This window comes from Mesorhizobium waimense (assembly GCF_003601975.1).
Lineage (GTDB): Bacteria > Pseudomonadota > Alphaproteobacteria > Rhizobiales > Rhizobiaceae > Mesorhizobium > Mesorhizobium waimense.
Genome location: NZ_QZWZ01000023.1, coordinates 74,980 through 90,674 on the forward strand (window position 1 = coordinate 74,980; position 15,695 = coordinate 90,674).

Annotated in this window: 15 protein-coding genes; 8 read left to right on the forward strand and 7 right to left on the reverse strand. The window is 64.8% G+C overall.

The features are described from left to right. Positions 1-67: 67 nt before the first annotated feature. Positions 68-403 carry a hypothetical protein gene (locus D3227_RS25485; protein ID WP_120017025.1) on the reverse strand — a complete coding sequence of 112 codons (336 nt, stop codon included), beginning with the start codon at positions 401-403 and terminating at the stop codon, positions 68-70. After that, entirely contained in the window at positions 400-594 is a 195-nt protein-coding gene (locus D3227_RS25490; RefSeq protein WP_147377672.1) for a hypothetical protein, read from the reverse strand. The genes D3227_RS25485 and D3227_RS25490 overlap by 4 nt, the downstream gene beginning before the upstream one ends. A gap of 84 nt (positions 595-678) precedes the next feature. On the opposite strand from D3227_RS25490, the gene D3227_RS25495 reads away from it, so the two are divergent. Continuing rightward, positions 679-1,524 (forward strand): cation diffusion facilitator family transporter, encoded by an 846-nt coding sequence (locus tag D3227_RS25495; RefSeq protein ID WP_120017027.1) that lies wholly within the window; start codon positions 679-681, stop codon positions 1,522-1,524. Here D3227_RS25495 and D3227_RS25500 read toward each other — a convergent pair. Both D3227_RS25500 and D3227_RS25505 read right to left on the reverse strand, forming a co-directional pair. Further along, entirely contained in the window at positions 1,409-2,122 is a 714-nt protein-coding gene (locus D3227_RS25500) for a response regulator transcription factor (protein WP_120017028.1), read from the reverse strand. The two genes, D3227_RS25495 and D3227_RS25500, sit on opposite strands and share 116 nt — an antisense overlap. Then, complete coding sequence (locus D3227_RS25505; RefSeq protein ID WP_147377673.1) at positions 2,119-4,335, reverse strand: hybrid sensor histidine kinase/response regulator; 2,217 nt, start codon at positions 4,333-4,335, stop codon at positions 2,119-2,121. Before D3227_RS25505 ends, D3227_RS25500 begins: the two co-directional genes overlap by 4 nt. 307 nt (positions 4,336-4,642) lie before the next feature. Between D3227_RS25505 and D3227_RS25510 the strand changes: the two genes are divergently transcribed. Next, positions 4,643-5,344 (forward strand): response regulator, encoded by a 702-nt coding sequence (locus D3227_RS25510; protein WP_120017030.1) that lies wholly within the window; start codon positions 4,643-4,645, stop codon positions 5,342-5,344. Positions 5,345-5,440: 96 nt separating this feature from the next. On the opposite strand, the gene D3227_RS25515 is transcribed toward D3227_RS25510, so the two are convergent. Beyond that, positions 5,441-6,736, reverse strand: coding sequence for an outer membrane protein (locus D3227_RS25515; RefSeq protein WP_120017031.1), 1,296 nt, complete (start codon positions 6,734-6,736; stop codon positions 5,441-5,443). A 493-nt stretch (positions 6,737-7,229) separates the two neighbouring features. Here D3227_RS25515 and D3227_RS25520 point away from each other — a divergent pair, with 493 nt between their 5' ends. The 6 genes from D3227_RS25520 (at position 7,230) to D3227_RS25545 (ending at position 14,943) form a co-directional block, all read left to right on the forward strand. Then, entirely contained in the window at positions 7,230-9,668 is a 2,439-nt protein-coding gene (locus D3227_RS25520; protein WP_120017032.1) for a hybrid sensor histidine kinase/response regulator, read from the forward strand. 5 nt (positions 9,669-9,673) lie between these two features. After that, the gene (locus D3227_RS25525) at positions 9,674-10,054 is read left to right on the forward strand and encodes a response regulator (protein WP_120017061.1); all 381 of its coding nucleotides are present in this window, start codon (positions 9,674-9,676) and stop codon (positions 10,052-10,054) included. Between the two features lie 284 nt (positions 10,055-10,338). Further along, positions 10,339-10,731, forward strand: coding sequence for a response regulator transcription factor (locus tag D3227_RS25530; RefSeq protein WP_120017062.1), 393 nt, complete (start codon positions 10,339-10,341; stop codon positions 10,729-10,731). Further along, a complete protein-coding gene (locus D3227_RS25535; RefSeq protein ID WP_120017033.1) occupies positions 10,731-12,479 on the forward strand; it encodes a YaiO family outer membrane beta-barrel protein in 1,749 nt (582 codons plus the stop codon). Before D3227_RS25530 ends, D3227_RS25535 begins: the two co-directional genes overlap by 1 nt. A gap of 2 nt (positions 12,480-12,481) precedes the next feature. Continuing rightward, positions 12,482-13,519 carry a HEAT repeat domain-containing protein gene (locus tag D3227_RS25540; protein ID WP_120017034.1) on the forward strand — a complete coding sequence of 346 codons (1,038 nt, stop codon included), beginning with the start codon at positions 12,482-12,484 and terminating at the stop codon, positions 13,517-13,519. Beyond that, on the forward strand, positions 13,519-14,943 hold the full coding sequence (locus tag D3227_RS25545; RefSeq protein WP_120017035.1) for a glycosyltransferase family 2 protein: 1,425 nt from the start codon (positions 13,519-13,521) through the stop codon (positions 14,941-14,943). Before D3227_RS25540 ends, D3227_RS25545 begins: the two co-directional genes overlap by 1 nt. Positions 14,944-14,952: 9 nt before the next feature. On the opposite strand, the gene D3227_RS25550 is transcribed toward D3227_RS25545, so the two are convergent. Together D3227_RS25550 and D3227_RS42900 are read right to left on the reverse strand one after the other, a co-directional pair. After that, entirely contained in the window at positions 14,953-15,336 is a 384-nt protein-coding gene (locus D3227_RS25550; protein WP_245451873.1) for an Hpt domain-containing protein, read from the reverse strand. A gap of 6 nt (positions 15,337-15,342) precedes the next feature. Further along, positions 15,343-15,690: a dihydrofolate reductase family protein gene (locus tag D3227_RS42900; RefSeq protein WP_245451874.1), complete on the reverse strand. Its 348-nt coding sequence runs from the start codon at positions 15,688-15,690 to the stop codon at positions 15,343-15,345. Positions 15,691-15,695: the final 5 nt, after the last annotated feature.

The window sequence follows — 15,695 nt, forward strand, 5'->3', positions numbered from 1 at the left end:
GAGGGCGCGGGGCCATCCGTTCCACCTGACTGCATCTTTTGGTCGCGCAATTGGACGCGCGGCGCTTCTAACGCCTCGGTTTGGGGGTCGGCCCATCATAACCGGCGCCACCGCCGCCGTGCTGAACAGCCGGAAGGCCGTTGTTGATGGCCGTTCCGACGGTGGAGGATTGGGTACTGCCGTTCTGGACAGCCGGCAAATTGCCGTTGCTCGTGTCGACAGCGGAGCCGCCGGCCGGAGCAAGGCTTTTCGCAAGGACGATGCCGTCGACATGTACTCCGTTGAGTGCAAAGACGCCGAGACCATTGCTGGTCAACGAGTTGCCCGTCCGCGCGGCGTTGGCCGGGGCGACGAGGCAGGCCATTGCCGAGGCAGCGGCAATGTAAGTCTTGAGGCGATTCATCTTGATTTCCTTCTCTTGGGGGAGCCGTCCCGCCGGGTGCGCTCCATGGGCAGTCTTTTCGCTGCCGGCTGTTTCAGGCGAATGCCGAATTCGTCCCAATTGTTTCGATTGTTGCGATCGCCCACGGCCGAAACGTCCGCCTGTTGTCCAAAAACGATGACGATGGCGGCGAGCACGCCGCGCGGCGACACAAACGAAACCTTCAGCCGGCAGTTCGGCAAATCAGCGCAACATCGCTGCGTCATCGGTGGCGCCTGAACGGGGAGGCTCTGGCGATGCAAACCTTGCAAGCAAACAATGGCGGATCGGATGCCGAGGCAGCCGCTGCCCGCACGGCGCGTCTGGCTGTTCTGGCGGGCACGCCTGGCCTGCTGCTGACGGCCTACGCGGCCGCCACGTCCACCTCGCTGACCATCCGCGCCGATCTCGCGCTGACGCTGATGGACATGCTGGTGCTGGTTGTTGTCGCGGTCGTTGCCGGTGGCAGGAAATCGGGCATCGGCAAGCGCCGGGCGGCCTTGGCGGAAACACTCGCCAATGCGCTAGCTGCCCTCGGCATGTGCCTTTCCATGGCTGTCGTCGCTGGCATCGCGGTCCAGCGCATCACGGCCGGCGGCGTCGAACCGCACGGCTCAGGCGTGCTCCTCGCCATGAACCTCAATCTCGCCTATGCGGCGATCAATTTCTGGATCCTGCGTCGCTGGAAGGCCCGCAACTTGACTGCTGCTTCGGCGCTGGCCCGCGCTCAAATCTGCCTGTTCTCCGACAAGCTCTCGTCGAACCTGTTGATCGCCGCGTCGCTGGCAACAGCCATGGTCTGGGAAGGTACGATGATTGCCCGTTTCGTCGATCCGGTTGCCGGGCTGCTGATCGCGACCGCAACCGCGCGCTGGACCATTCCCGTCGTGCGCGACACCGCGCGCAGCCTGCGCAGGGAAGTTCGCAAGCGGGTTGGACGGCGTGAGGCACTGCGACAGACATCCGCCCAGGTCGCAAGTCGCAGCCCTAGCGGCTTCGCGCCTCATTGCGGGCGGGCTCGAAGACATAGCCTTCGCCGCGAACCGTCACCAGGACGATCGGCACGTCCGGTTCGGCCTCGACCTTCTTGCGCAATCGCGTGATGCGGATGTCGATGCTGCGGTCGCCCGGCTCAAGGTCGCGGTTGTGCGCCAGCCTGCAAAGCTGGTCGCGCGACAATATCTGCCGGGGATGGCGCGCGAACACGCAGAGCAGGTCGAATTCCATGGGCGTCAGTTCGACGTCGGCGCCGTCCGGATCGACCATCGTGCGGCCATCCATGTCGAGGACGCAGCGGCCGAAGCGGATGCGGTTTGCCGGCGCCTGTTCTTCCTCGCCCAGGCGCCTTATGACGCTTCTGACCCGCGCCAGAAGCTCACGCGGCTCGAACGGCTTGGCCATATAGTCGTCGGCGCCGGCGGCGAGGCCTTCGAGCCGGTGAGGCAGGTCGCCGACGGCAGTCAGCATCAGGATCCCAATGCGGCTCCGTTCGGTGATTTCGCGGGCGAGGTCGTAGCCGCTTTCGCCGATGAGATTGACGTCGAGAATGACGAGATCGGGATCGAAGCTGTCGAGTTCGGCGCGCATGCCCGCTCCATCCGCGACAGCCCGGACGTCGAAGCCGTGCATCGGCAGGTAGTCGCACAGCATCTCGCGCAAGGGCGCTTCGTCGTCGACGATGAGCAATTTCTGCCTGGTCATGCCTTGGCCTCTTCCATTGCGCTGAGGCGTTCCGTCACCAGCCTGCGAAAGCTTTGCGGATCGAGTGGCTTTTCGACCACCGGCGCGCCAGTCTCGCCGATGAAGCGATCGATCTCGGGGGCCAGCGTGTCACCGGTCACGAACAGCAGCCGGCTGGCGAGCCCGGGGCGCACCTCCTCCAATGCGCGGTAGAGGCCGGGTCCATCCAGGCCGGGCATGCGTATGTCGCTGATCAAGAGGTCGACCCTTTCGTGGCGCACGGCTCTCAAGGCGGCATGCGCGTCGTCGGCAATGGTCACGTCGTGGCCGGCGCGCCTGAGCATCTCGGCGATCATCGCGGCAATATCGATATCGTCGTCGACCACCAGAATGCGCGCGGCCGATGGCGCAGGCGGCGACTTGCCGGCCGTCGCCGGCGCCGAAACCGCCTCGGCCTTGCCGGTCGGAAGCCGGATCGTGAAGCGCGCCCCGCCGCCCTCGGTCGAATCCAGCTCGATGCTGCCGTCATGGGCGGTCACGATGCCGTGGCAGACGGACAGGCCGACGCCGGTGCCTTCGCCGGCCGCTTTGGTCGTATAGAAAGGCTCGAAGGCGCGCGCCCGCACAGTCTCCGGCATGCCCGGACCGTTGTCGGCAACCACGATCTCGACGGCGCCGTCTTCCCCGGTGGTTATGATCGCCAGCCGCCGCGGATGCGGCACCTGCAGCAAGGCCTGCTGTGCATTCACCGCCAGATTGGTGATGACCTGATGCAGCTGGTCCCGATCGCCCCAGATATTGGCCAGCCCATCCTCCAGTTCGGTACGGATCTCGATCCCGGCCGAGCGCAGGCTGTAGGCGGCAAGCTCCAGCGAGGCGATGACGACTTCGTTGATGTCGACGGCGCCTCTTGTCGGCGGCTTCTTGCGCGCCATGGCCAGGAACGTCCGCACGATCCGCGAGCACCGTTCGGCCGCCGCATGGATTTTGTCGGCCCGTCCCACGGTCGCGCTGTCGGTCGAAAACTCCTTCAGCATCGAACTGTAGCCGATGACGACCGACAGCGGATTGTTGAGCTCGTGCGCCACGCCGGCCAGCAGAGAACCAAGCGCGGAAAGCTTTTCGGATTGATAGAGCGTTTCACGCTGGCGGGCGATTTCCGCCTCGGCTTCGCGCTGGCGGGTGATGTCGGTGACGGCGGCAAGCATGGCCGGACGGCCACCGCGCGTGATCAGCCGCGCCGAAACCAAAGTGTCGATCCGCATCCCTTGCATGGTGGTCATGCCGGCTTCGAATGCGTCGACGATGCCGTCACGCAGCAGCAGCCGCATGAGATCGTCGCGCCGGGCGCGGCTTTCCCAGGTCGATATCGCTTCTGCTCCGACCTGGCCGATCTCGATGCCAAGTATCTTGCGCGCTGGCTCGTCGACGAACAGGATTTCGGGCCCGTCGATTGCCGATATGGTGATCGGGAGTGGCACGCCCTCGGCGATAGCGCGGAACTGCGCATCCCCTTCTCTCGACAGTTTCTCTGCTTCAAGTCGCGCCTGTTCGGCGAACACGCGGTCGGAGATGTCGCGGCCGACGGATTGCACTTCGATCAGGCGGCCTTCGCCATCGAAGATGCCGTGATCGTTCCAGGCCAGCCATCGGCTGACGCCATCGGGCATTGCGTTAAGAAGTTCTATGCTGGCGTCCGGCGCCCGCGGGGTAAGGCGGCCGAGATGCTCGACGAACCGGCGCCGCTCGTCCGGCGGAAGCACGTCGAGTTCGCACCAGGAGGGGCTCAGAAGCTGTTCCCGCGTCATCCGGCATGCCCGGCAATAGGCATCGTTGACGAAGGTCAGGTAACCGTCGGGCGACATGCGGACAACGAATTCGGTCTGCAGTTCGACCACGCTGCGGTAGCGCTGTTCGCTGGCCTCCAAGGCCTCGCGGGCCCGTCTTTGCTCGGCACCTTCGGCACTGCCCGAAACCGTCTCGGCTTGCTGAGCGCCATTGCCTGGCGAGCGTTCATGGCCGAGGCCTGGACGGCCAAATTCGCTCAGAACTATCCGGTGCACAGCGAACAGGAAGACCAGCAGGCCGGCCAGAATGATCGCGTAGGGAACAAGCGACGATTGCCGGCTTTGGAACTGATGCAGGCCGAGACCGGCGACAAGCAACACCAAAGGCAGGGCGGCCATGGCGAACGCGTAATGCCGGGACAGGGGCAATTTCGAGGAGGTCGGCAAGGCGAGATCTCCACTGACGGATGCGCCGGTCGCGATGCTGCTGCTCCCGCGTGGCCAGTGGACTGAACGGCTCCCGACCTGTCAAGTCGGCCATCGCTGACGGTGCCAAGGCATTGCTCCCTCTTTCATTGTACTGTCCGTCAGGCTGGCGCTGCCAGGTTTCACGACGATGTCGTGGGCCGGCTTTCTCGGCGGTCCCTGTTTCAGTGTGTCGATCGGGCGAGAATTGCCGCCAGGGCAGGGTGCGGTTGACCCCGGGCGAATGCCCTGTACGTTCCGGTGGTGGCTCGCGGCATCGGGGGAACGCATGGCCGACATCATTGTCGTGGACGACGAGACCGACGTGGCGTTCATGATCGCCGACTATCTGCAGGCAAAGGGCTATGGCGTCCGCACCGCATCCGGCGGCGCCGAACTGCGCGCGGTGATCATGGCGGCAAAGGCCGACCTTGTCGTTCTCGACCTCAACATGCCCGGCGAGAACGGTTTTAGCCTCGCCCGCTGGCTGCGCGAGCATCACGATGCGGGCATCGTCATGCTGACCAGCGCCGACTCGGTTTTCGACAAGGTGGCGGGCCTCGAAGTCGGCGCCGACGACTATCTGATAAAACCCTTCGCGCCGACCGAACTGGAGGCGCGCATCGCCGCGGTGCTGCGCAGGCGCCGGCCGAAGGGAACTGATGGCGCCGATCCCTTGCCGGCGGGGCATTTCGCTTTTGGACCCTATGTGTTCGACGCAGTCGCGCGGACCCTAAGCGACGCCGAGGGCGGGGCAATGTCGCTGACGCCGATGGAGCTCGACCTGGTCGCGGCTTTCGCCACGCGGCCCGGCCAGGTCATCGGCCGCGACGAACTGCTCGACCTTGCGCCGCCGAGAGGCGACGAGCCGTTCGACCGCAGCATCGACAGCCGCATAACCAGGCTGCGCCGCCGGACCGAGAAGGACCCGGCCAAGCCGGAACTGATCAAGACGATCCGCGGCGTGGGGTATTTGTATCCGCGGCGGTGAAGCGCCCGCGGCAACATTTCTAAGGAAACAAAAAGGCCCGCCGGTATTGCCGACGGGCTCTAGCTGTTTGCCTGGAGGGCCTTAGTGAAAGGGCTTTTAGTTGAACTTGTACTTGGCGTCGATCCGCACGGTGTGGAAGGAGGGCGTCGAGGTGAGGGTATCGTCCGGCGCGCCGAGATCCGCTGAAAAATCCTTCTCGGCGAATTGCGAGTAGCGGTATTCGAGACCGACCGTCATGTTGCTCGATACGGCCGTTTCCACACCGCCACCCACCGAGAAGCCGCTGGAGCCCCAATCGAGGATGTCGCCGATGGGCGCCGAAGCGTTGAGGTCGAAATGCTGCCAGCTGTAGCCGGCGAGCGCGTAGGCGAGGGTGGATTCGTTGACCTTCATGCCGAGGCGGCCAAGCACGTCGAAGCCGTAGTCGGTGTCAAGGTTGATCTGGCCGCCGGGGACTTCCACCTTCGACGTCATGCCGGAATAGCGTGCGTCGACCATGACGCCTGCCACCCAGCTGCCGAAATCCTGGTCGTAGCCGATGCTCGCTTCGCCGAACACGCCTTCGCCGCCGATCCCGTTCGACGATACACCGGCAGGCGGAACGTCGAGCTGATGCACGGACGCACCGGCGCCTACGGCGCCGCCGGCATAGAAGCCGGTCCAGCTGTAGGCGGGCGCCTCAAAGGCCGCGCCGCCGCCGTTCTGGGCGCCAAAGCGATAGTTGGCCGCAACCTGGAACGTATGCCGCGACGTGTCGAGGTTGAGAGCGCCATCCGGCGCGCCGAACTGGGAAAGCAGATCGTCATTGGTGGCGAAGCGCGTGTAGCGGTACTCGCCCTTGATCGTCCAGTTGCCGGCGACGGCGGTCTCGACACCAGCGCCGACGAAGTAGCCGCCCTGGTCCCAATCGAGGTCAAAGCCCGCGTTGGTGTCCAGCTTGTACTTCTGCCAGGAATAGCCGCCCAGCACATAGCCCAGCGTGTTCGGCGTGAAGAGATAGCCAGCGCGCAGGCCGGCATCGAAGCCGTAGGTTTCCTGGATCGAGGCGCTGAGCCCGAATGCGTCAAGCGAGGTCTCGATATTGCCGAAATGGGCGTCGATCAGCCCGCCCAGCAGGAAGCGCTGCGAAACCATATAGTCGTAGCCGACGGTCGCTTCGCCGTAGACGCCTTCGCCGCCGATGCCGTTCAGCGACAGGCCCGGAATGAAGTCGCTGCTGATCTCATGAACGTTGGCGCCGGCGCCGACGCCGAAGCCGACATAGAGCCCGCTCCAGTTGAACCCGGACGCCTCGACCGGCTGAGCGACATCGGCCGCATGCGCGGCAGACATCAAAGCCACTGTCGAAACGGCACACAGAAGAATAGATTTCGCAAAAAAGCGCGTGAACATCGCCCGTACCCCCAATGAATAAGCCCAGCGTGTCTTAGCAGGCGGTGATTAAATTAGTGGTTGTATAAATGCCACAGTGATTGGCAAACTGCCCAAACCATGGGCATTTTCCGGAACTGCCCCCCAGGAAAAGTCAACCGCAACGGGCCGCAGCACCGGCGCAACCATTTTGGCGCCCTTGCCAGCACTGGCGCTGTTCTGCACCAACGAGTCGCCGTGTTTGGATCAGCGCATTCGAAGCCCCGCGAGGTCGACACCGTCACCACCCTGGCGGCACTGCCGGTGCTCCCAGGGGGCCGACATCCGCGAGATCGCCAACAGGCGATCCACGCATCGCAGCGCATTGCGACTGGCGGTTCAGCCGCCACGAAGCCAGGCCGGTCGGCACAATTTCTGCGCAGTTTCGACATGCGCCGTTGCCGCAGAGCGCCGGCTCTTTAGACCTCGGATAGGTTTTGCCGGTATCTATCCGGAAAAAAGGAGCCGGAACGTCATGATCGAGATCTGGCACTCACTCCTCGCCAATCTTGCCCTGGTCTCCATCCTCGTGGTCGCCTGGGACCTTGTGGCGGATTTCACCGGGCGTCTCTCGCGGCGGATGCAGTCGCTGCTTCTCGGCGTGGTCATGTGCGTGGGCGCGATCATTTCTATGGCGACGGCCCTGACCGTCTCCGGCTTCGTCGTCGATCTGCGCGCCGCCTTCATTGCCGCCGCCGCGTTCTTCGGCGGATGGCCGGCAATGCTCATCGCCACGGTCGGCTCCATTGCCTATCGCATCCATCTCGGCGGGCAGGGCGCGAGCGTCGGTGTCGTGGGCATCCTCATCACCGCTGTAGTTGGCATTGCGTGGCACCACATCGTCGCGGCCCGGTCGCGCACCATGTACGACATATTCGGTCTCGGCGTATCGGTTGCCCTTGCCGGGCTGATCACGCTCCTGGTGATCCCCGCGCAAATCGCCGGCCTGGTGCAACAGAGCACGTTCCCGTCCCTCGTGTTCCGTTTTCTCAGCACGATCATCATCGGCGTGCTGCTCGACCGCCAGCAGCGGCGGCGCGATCTCTTGGTGTCCAACATGATCTACCGGGCCATGGTTCGCGAGCTGCCGGACTGCCTGAACATAAAGGATGTGGATGGCCGCTTCATCGCCGCCAATCCCGCCACCGCCGACATGATTCGCGCCGCTTCGGTGGAGGAGCTCATCGGCAAGACGGATTTCGATTTCTATCCGAAGGAGGTGGCAGAGCGCTTCCGCCAGGATGAGATGGGCGCGCTGGAGGCCGGGCAGACGCTGCGGATCGATCAGCCGGCGCTTTTACCGGATGGCAGGCAAGGCTGGCTCTACACGCTCAAGGCCCCGTTCCGCGACGAGTCCGGCAAGATCACCGGTGTCATCACCTACAATCGCGACATCACCGAGCAGAAGCGCACCGCCCAGCTCAAGAACGATTTCATTTCCACGGTCAGCCACGAATTGCGCACCCCATTGACCTCCATCCGCGGCTCGCTGGGCCTGATCGCGGCCGGCGTGGCCGGCGAACTGCCGCCCAAGGCGGCCAACCTCGTCAACATCGCCCACAAAAACAGTGAGAGGCTGGTTCTTCTCATCAACGATATCCTCGACATGGAGAAGATCGAATCGGGTGTGATCGCCTTCAAGATCAAGCAGATGCCTGTCCGCCCAGTCCTGGAGCAGGCCATTGCCGCCAGTTCCAACTACATGGCCGATAGCCGGATCCGCATCGTCCTGGTCGACGATGCCCCGCGCGCTGAGGCCAACATCGACCCGGACCGCCTGCATCAGGTGATGGCGAACCTGCTGTCGAATGCGATCAAGTTCTCTGACGCCGACGGAACCGTGACGGTGAAACTCGAGCGTCGCGATCGCGACATGCTGCGCATCTCGGTGATCGATCAGGGCGCCGGCATCCCCGAGGCCTTCCGCAGCCGCATATTCGGCAAGTTCGAGCAGGCGGATGCCTCCAGCACCCGCAGGATAGGCGGCACCGGCCTGGGCTTGAGCATCGTCAAGGCCATTGCGGAAAAGCTGGGCGGCGGCGTTTCCTTCGAAACCGAGGAAGGCAAAGGAACCTCGTTTCACGTCGACCTTGCCGAAGCGCACAGGCAGGCCGAGAAGCCGGTTTTGGTCGAGCGCCGGTCGCGGCCGCGCGATGGCCGCCTGCGTGTTCTCATCTGCGAGGACGAGGCCGACGTCGCGGCGGTGATTGCGGCACTTCTTGATGCGGAAGGCTTTTCCAGCGACGTCGCCCCCGACATCGACACCGCCAAGGCGCTGCTGCGCTCCCGCGACTACGTGGCGCTGACGCTCGACATCAGGCTGGCGGGGGAATCCGGCATCAAGCTCTTCCACGACATCAGGGCGTCACCGGTGAATTCCGATATTTCGGTCATCGTCATCTCCGCCGTCGCCGATGAGGCCAAGCGCTCGCTGAACGGCACCGCCGTCGGCATCGTCGATTGGCTGGAGAAGCCGGTGGATTCGAGGCGGCTTCACGCCGCTCTTGCCAAGATCGTTGAAGGCAAGGTCGAGCGGAGGCCGAGGATCCTCCATGTCGAGGACGACGAGGGTGTGCTTGCCGTGATGTCGGCGGGGCTGGGTCCGAGCGTCTTGTTTACCTCGGCGAAAACGCTGCAGGAGGCACGGCGGGCGGTCGCGAAGCATCGCTTCGACCTGGTCATCCTGGACATCGCGCTTCCCGACGGATCGGGGCTGGATCTGCTCATCGATCTGCCGCTGGAGACCGGGGTCATCGTGTTTTCGGCGGCGGAACTGGACGAGAAACTCGGCGACCGGGTGCAGGCGATGATGACCAAGACCAGGGCGTCGGAGATCGATGTCGCCAAGCTGGTCAGAAGCATGTTGGTTTCGTCCCGCAGGGGCACCCGGTCTGCCGCGCACGCCAAGGAGTGATGCTGATGCCCGCAAGGATCCTCTATGTGGATGACGAGGACGATATCCGCGAAATCGCCCAGATGTCGCTGGAGCTCGAGCCGGAATTCGAGGTGCGGTCCTGTTGTTCGGGCATGCAGGCGCTGGCTGATGCCGCCGAATGGGAACCCGACCTCATTCTGCTCGACGTGATGATGCCGGACATGGACGGGCCGGAGACGCTGAAGCGGCTGGCCGAATCCGGACCGACGGCGTCGATACCCGTGGTGTTCATCACCGCGCGCACCCAGACGCATGAGGTCGAACGCTATCTGGCAATGGGGGCGGTAGGGGTGATCGCCAAGCCGTTCGACCCGCTTGCGCTTGCCGGTGAAGTCAAGAACCTGCTTGCGCTCAGCCGGAGATAACGGGCCGCCTAGGCACCGAGCGGTCGGCGGAGCGTAGGTTGTCCGCAGCTTGTGCGATGCCGTTCGCGGCTCCTATACCATGCCGCCCTATTCATCTACTGATTGTGCTGAGGTGCAGTCGTCTCGAATCAGGTTGTCTATAACCGCGCGGCATTGGCGGTCGTCGGCGAGAGGTTCGAGAGGAAATTGTCTGCCTGCATGAACCGCGTTGGCGGATGTCGGTTCATGGGATCAATCACTCCGGGGGGCTAGCGGCAAACGAGGCGCGAACCGGAGCAAGGCTGGTGAACGGAGCGAAGGCAAGAGTTCTGATTTGCGATGATGATCCCTTGTTGCTCGAACTGATGGAATTCAGGCTCAGGGCAAAGGGATACGAGGTCATCAAGGCGGTAGACGGGGCGGAAGCGCTCTCGAAGGCGGAGAAGGAGGCACCGGACATCATCGCGCTCGACGCGATGATGCCCAAGGCCGATGGCCTGGAGGTGCTTGCCCGCATCAAGGGCGATCCGGCCCTGTCCGAGACCCCGGTCGTCATGCTGACCGCCCGCAAGGGCGAAAGGGACATCGTCTCGGCCCTTGAGAAGGGAGCTGACGACTACCTTGTGAAACCATTCATTCCCGAGGAACTCCTGGCCCGGCTTGCGCGTCTGCTCGCGCGGAAGAGCGGGAGACGCTGATGCGGCGCGGCCGGCGCGCCATCATTGCCGCATGCATGTTCCTGGCGGTTGCCGCGGCTCCTGCCGCGGCGCTGGCCCAGACGGTCGACGAACTGTACGCCTCCGGCGTGAAGGCCAGGCAAGCCCAGAATTTCGACGAAGCGGCAGATCTGCTTCGGCGCGCGCTGGCGCTCAAGCCCGACAATGCCGACGCCCTGGTGCAACTCGGCTTCGCTGAGCTTGGCCGCAACGATCTGCCGGCGGCGCGCGAGGCCTTTTCCAAGGCGCTTTCGCTCGCGCCGGCCTATCTGGATGCCAGCTTCGGCATGGCCCAGATCGAATTCCGCTCCGGCAATATCGAGGCCGCGCTGCCGCTGGCCGAAAAGGTCTCGCGTGCCGAGCCCGGCAATGCCGACGCGGCCACGCTTGTCGCCAACATCCGCAAGGCCCAGCAGGCCAGGAGCAGCAAGGCGAAGCCTGCAGCCGCGACCGCGGGGAAGAAGCCGCGCCCTCCGCGGCCGGATCCTGTTGCCGGCCTGATGGAGGAGGGTCGGAGATTGCGGGCGGCGGGACAATTGCCCGAGGCGGAGAAGGCCTATCGTCGCGCGCTCGGGCTGGCGCCGAAAAACACTGACATCCTGGTCGCCCTGGGCCTTGTCGTGGGCTCCCAGCAGAAATTCGACGAGGCCGGGCAGTTCTTCGACCAGGCGCTGGCCATAGAGCCGGGCCTTCTCGATGCTCGCCTCGGCAAGGTTCGCCTAGCGATCTGGCAAGGCGACGTGCCGCGCGCCCGCGCGATGATCGATGGCCTGCTTGGCACCGCGCCTGATAATGTCGAGGCGCTTGGCCTCGACGCGCGGATTTCCCTGCTCGAGCAGAATTACACGCGGGCCGAGCAGTCGTTTCAGCGGGTGCTGGCGATCGATCCGCGCAATGCCGAGGCGCTGGTGGGGATCGGCGATGTGCGCCGCGCCAGTGGCGACGACGACGCCGCGCGCGACGCCTACCGGCAGGCGCTTGCCCTCGAACCTGGCTCTCGCGATATCGAGCAGAGGCTGGCCGCGCCACCGCAGCGCAAATGGCGGTTCGATCTCGGCAGCGAAGTGAGCGATCTCACCGACGGACTTGGCGACTGGACCGACAGTTCGGCCGGCCTTGCCTATCGGCTCACCCCGCGGACGACCATTTCGGGCCGCACCCGGATGGCGACCCGCTACGGCCGCACCGACGTTCAGATCGAAGGCCGCATCGACCAGGCCTTTTCGCCAACTGTTTCTGCGTATGCGCTTGCGGCCGCGACGCCGGATGCCGATTTCCTGGCGCGCTACTCGATCGGCGCCGGCGCTTCGTGGCAGATCGTGGCGCCCGCCAAGGCATTCGGCCCGTTCTCGCTCAACATCGACACCCGCTACGACGATTTCGCCAACGCCGAGATCACCGCGATCTCGCCCTGGGTGCAGGCCTATGTGCTGGATGGCCGGCTCGGGCTTTCGGCCCGATGGGTGCACGCAGCCGACGATATCGGTACGCGCGCGGATGGCTATGTGCTGCGGGCCGATCTTGCGGTCACGCCGGGCGTCAATGTGTTCAGCGGTTACGCGGACGCCCCCGAGATCTCCGACGGCACGCTGGTGCCGACGCGCAGCGTCTTTGGCGGCATCTCCTGGGACGTCACCGACCCGCTGACGCTGCGCGCCAGCCTCGCCCATGAGCAACGACCGACATTCGACCGAACCATATTCGGGCTCGGCCTAACCACGCGGTTCTGATCATGTTGTACATCTGGCACCTGTCCATCCTGCTCAGTGTCCTTTCCCTGGCGATCATGCTTTTGCTGATCGTGCGCCGGGTGCTGCACGAGCGCCGGGGGACGGCGGACGCCGATCAGCGGCGCTCTCTTCTGACGGCGCTGATCGCCTTCACGGAAAACCGGGATCGCGAGGCATTGAAGGCGGCGCTGCTTGCGGTGCCGGCCAGGGTGGCGATCGATGCCGGCTTCGAATTCATTTCCCTGTTGCGCGGCGAGGAACACGACGAACTCGTTGCAGCCTTCAATGAATGTGGGCTGCCGGCGCTTGTCGGCACCCAGCTGGAAAAGGGCAACGGCGCCGAACGCATCCACGCGGCCGAGATGCTGGCGGCGCTACGTTCGGAGAACGCGGTGGCAAGCCTGCTCTCGGCGCTCGACCGCGACCGCTCGCGCGAGGTCAGGATCGCGGTGGCCATCGCGCTCTGCGATGTCGGCGCCTTGCCGCCGCTCGTCATAACGCTGCGCAAGATCGGCGTGGCGGGGCAGCGCTCGCGGCGCCTGATCGAGCTTTTCAGGCGCTTTCCGCCAAAGCGGTTCGACGAGCTCAGGGATTATGCCGGGCGCCAGGACGCGGTGCCTTTCATAAGGGCGGCCGCGATCGACGCGCTTGCCCGCGCCGGCGGCTTCCAGTTCGGCGAGTTCTTTGCCCGCGCGGCCAGCGACCGGTCGCCGGAGGTTGCCGCCGCCGCATTGCGGGCGCTCGGCCTGACCGGACATGCCAACGCACCGGCCATTCTGGTCAGGGCGATGGAAAACAGTGGCTGGGATGTGCGTGCCGACGCCGCCGACGCCGCCGGCCGCCTCGGCCTGTCCGAACTCGCCGCGCCGCTCGCGCAGTTGATGGACGACGAGGCATGGACCGTGCGCTATGCCGCCGCCAACGCGCTGCGCTCGTTCGGCCAGAAGGGGGAACAGCTGCTGCGCGAGATCGCCGTCAGCGAGGTCTCGCGCAGCCAGCGCACGGCCTCGCTGATCCTTGCCGAGGGGCCGGCCGCCTGATGTTCGACTGGAGCCAAGAGATCGTCCTGGTTGCCTCCATCCTGTCCTGGTTCATCATCGTGACGGGACTGGCGCAGACGGCCGTTTACCTGCTGCAGCTCATCATCGCCGGCTACGCACTGTCCACGCGCCCGCCGGTCGCGCGTTCGGCCCTGCTGTGGCACCGTTATGGCGACGTCGCGCCGCCGATCGCGCTGCTGGTGCCCGCCTACAATGAGGAAGTGAACGTGGTCGAGAGCGTGCACTCGATGCTGGCGCTCGAATATCCGAATTTCGAGGTGATCGTCATCAACGACGGCTCCAAGGACCAGACGCTGCAGCGCCTTATCGAAGGCTTCAAGCTGGTGAAGTTCCACCGGCCCTATGAGGAGGCTCTGACGCACAAGCCGATCCGCGGCCTCTATTCCTCGCCGATGACCGAACGGCTGTTCGTGGTCGACAAGGAAAATGGCGGCAAGGCCGATGCCCAGAATGCCGGTATCAATGTCTGCCGCGCACCGCTTTTCTGCGTGATCGACGGCGATTCCATCCTCGAACCCGATGCGCTGATGCGCGCCGCGCAGCCCTTCATCGACGATCCCGAGCGCACCATCGCCGTGGGCGGCACGATCCGCATCGCCAACGGCTCCAGGATCGAAGGCGGCAGGGTGCGCGAGGTGCGGCTGCCGCACCGGCTGCTGCCGCTGCTGCAGGTGGTCGAGTATCTGCGCGCCTTTCTCATGGCGCGGCTTGCCTGGAGCCGCATCAACACGCTGATGCTGGTCTCCGGCGCCTTCGGCGTGTTCCGGCGCACGGAAGTGGTGGCGGTTGGCGGCTTCACCCGAGGCTCGATGGGCGAAGACCTCGACCTCGTGATCAAGCTGCATCGCCACATGATGGACATCGGACGCAAATACAGCATCCAGTTCATTCCGGAGCCGGTGTGCTGGACCGAAGCGCCGGAGTCGCTCCGCGTTCTGGCAAGGCAGCGCACGCGCTGGCAGCGCGGCGCGCTCGAATGCTTCTTCCGCTACCGCTCCATGCTCTTCAACCCCCGCTATGGTCGTGTCGGCTTCCTGGGCTTTGGCCACATACTGGTTGTCGACGTGCTCGGGCCGATATCGGAGGTGCTGGGCTATGTGCTGATCCCGGCCTTCTGGCTGCTCGGCATCCTTTCGACCGAATATCTCCTGGCGTTCACGTCGCTGGTTTTCACCTATGGCGTTTGCGTGAGCGTGTGCTCGCTGGTCCTCGAAGAGGCCGAGCTGCAGCGTTTTCCGCGCGCGCGGGATCTCGCCGTGCTGACGGCGGTGGCGGTGTTCGAGAATTTCGGCTACCGCCAGCTCAACAATTTCTGGCGCGTGAAGGGCTGGTGGCAGTATCTGCGCGCCGACCAGAGCTGGGGCGAGATGACCAGGACCGGCCTGACCGGCCCGAAGAAATGAACTGCCAGCTCAGTCCAGGGCCCGCTCGATCTCCGCGATCAGCGCATCGAGCGCAGGTCCTGTCTCGGCGGCATCCGCTTGCCCGATCCGCAGCCGCTCCAATTCGGACGCGCGCGCGCTGATATCAGGAAATCCGAAAGTTCCGCCGGCGCCCGCCAGGGAATGAGCGATCCTCACCAGAGGATCGTCGGCGCTTCGCCCGGACGAAGGACCGCCTTCACGCGCGGCCTTCAGCTCAGCGAGCTGATCGGCGCACCGGGCAAGGAAACGAAGCCGCAAAGGGCCAAATGGATCGTTTGAGATGGGAATGCTACTCCACGCCGCAATGCCGCATTCAAACAGAAATCCGGACGGGTTGAAACACCGGCCGCTCCTTGGCGCGGCTGCTGTCACGGCGCATCACGCCTTCGCCGTCATCGGCGCATACTCGAGCGCCACCACGCCGTTACTGAATGGCGTGGCCGAAATCAGCTCGAGCGGCACTGGCTCGCCGGGCGGGAACAACGGCTTGCCCTGGCCGGCGGCACCGGGATAGAGGAGCAGCCTGACGCGGTCGACCAGGCCGTGGCGCAGCAAATCCTGCGCCACGCTGAGGCTGCCATGCACATAGATGTTGCCGCCGCTGCCTTGCTTCAGTGTCCTCACTGCTTCCGGCAGCGGACCCTTGAGCAACTCGGCTGGCCTCCAGTCGAGCGCCTTCAGGCTGGTCGACGCGACATGTTTCGGCAGCGTTGAACCGCTCGGCAAAATCT